1 protein-coding gene is annotated in these 1,748 nt (G+C 64.8%); it reads right to left on the bottom strand.

Annotated features, from left to right (window positions below; all coding sequences use genetic code 11):
- Positions 1 to 1,645, bottom strand: a 1,645-nt coding sequence (locus tag ACNPP0_RS20720) for a methyl-accepting chemotaxis protein (protein WP_448706877.1), incomplete at its 3' end; no start/stop codon positions are given.
- Between the last annotated feature and the right edge of the window lie 103 nt (positions 1,646 to 1,748).

The following is a 1,748-nucleotide window of genomic DNA, read 5'->3' as shown; positions in this document are numbered from 1 at the left end:
CGGGCGCGGCAGCCGGTGCGGCCACGCGCGGCGCGCGACGCTGCGGTTGCTGCTGCGCCAGCCGGCGAGCCGGCACTTCGATGACTTCGCCCGCGTTGATCTTGAACACGGCCACGGCCTGGACCAGGCGTTCAGCCTGCTCTTGCAGCGAACCCGCCGCGGCGGCCGCTTCTTCCACCAACGCCGCGTTCTGCTGCGTGACTTCGTCCATCTGCGACACGGCGCGATTGACCTGGTCGATGCCGCTGGACTGCTCGTCCGAGGCTGCCGAGATTTCACCCATGATGTCCGTCACACGCTTCACCGAGGCCACGATTTCCTGCATGGTCGCGCCTGCGCGTTCGACCTGCTGCGAGCCCGCGCCAACCTTGTTGACGGAGTCTTCGATCAAGCCCTTGATTTCCTTGGCGGCCTGCGCGCTGCGCTGCGCCAGCGAGCGCACTTCGCCCGCCACCACCGCAAAGCCCTTGCCCTGCTCGCCCGCGCGCGCCGCTTCCACGGCGGCGTTCAGCGCCAGGATGTTGGTCTGGAAAGCAATGCCGTCGATGACGGAAACGATTTCCGAGATCTTGCGCGAGCTGGCCGAGATGTCGTGCATGGTATTGACCACTTCCGACACCGCCGACCCGCCCCGCTCGGCCACGTCCGACGCGCTGGCGGCCAGTTGATTGGCCTGGCGCGCGTTGTCGGCGTTCTGCTTGACGGTGGCCGCCAGCTGTTCCATCGACGCGGCGGTTTCCTGCAGGGAAGCGGCCTGCTGCTCGGTGCGGCTGGACAGGTCTGTGTTGCCGGCGGAGATTTCACGCGAGCCCACGTTGATCTCATCCACGCCCCGGCGCACGGCCGAGACAGTGCGCGTCAGGCTTTCCTGCATGCGCTTGACGGCCGCCATCAGATGGCCGATTTCGTTGGACGAGGTGGCTTCCACGCGCACGGTCAGGTCGCCGCCCGCGATCTTGTCAAAGCTCTCGCTGACGGCACGCAAGGGGCGCAGGATCACGCGGTTCATGAATAGGAAGGCGCCCAGCGACACGGCCAGGATCAGCACGGCCAGGCCCAGGTACACAAACGTCATCGTGGACGCCTGCGAGCGGGCGGCCTGTACTTCTTGTTCGCTGAACGTATTGATGTTGCCGGCAAAATCGCTCAGCTGCTTGAAGAACGCACCGCTGGCGGCGCCCGCCTTGGTGTTCTTCAGCGTCAGGTACGTCGCAGCGTCGCCCTTGTCCAGCGCGCCCATCATGGCTTGCAAGGCGCCCGAGAAGGCGTTGAACGTCGAAATCAGTTCCCCTTCCGCCGTCTTGCCCATGGTCGTCAGCTTGGGCACGGCCTTGAACGCTTCCATCTTCTTGTTGGCGTCGCCGATCAGTTGCTGCACGGTGCGCGAGTTGTCGGCGGCGCCGTTCGCGTCGCCCGCCGCACGTTGCGCGGCGGCGATGTCGGCACGGATCGTGGCGCGCAGCATCTGCGTGTACGCGTCCTTGATCAGATTGCTTTGCTGCACGCTCAGCGAATCCAGCGCGTTGATCGTGACAGCACTGGCCTGCATGCTGTTCCAGCCCAAACCAATTGCAACCAGTGCGGCGACGGCAACTGCCAACTGAGCGAGCATCAAGCCCGTGCGCACCTTCAGATTGCTAAACATGTTCCAAGAGTTCCGGTAGTCGTCCCGACGGCACGCTGTGGCCGCCGGTCCGTAAAGGGGAAGTACTGTTCGTAATCGACTGCCTGTTCAATGCACTGACGTG

The sequence above is a fragment of the Achromobacter semiaridum genome (assembly GCF_053543755.1).
The sequence above is the reverse complement of the archived record's forward strand: the minus strand, read 5'-3'. Positions and strand labels throughout refer to the sequence as shown.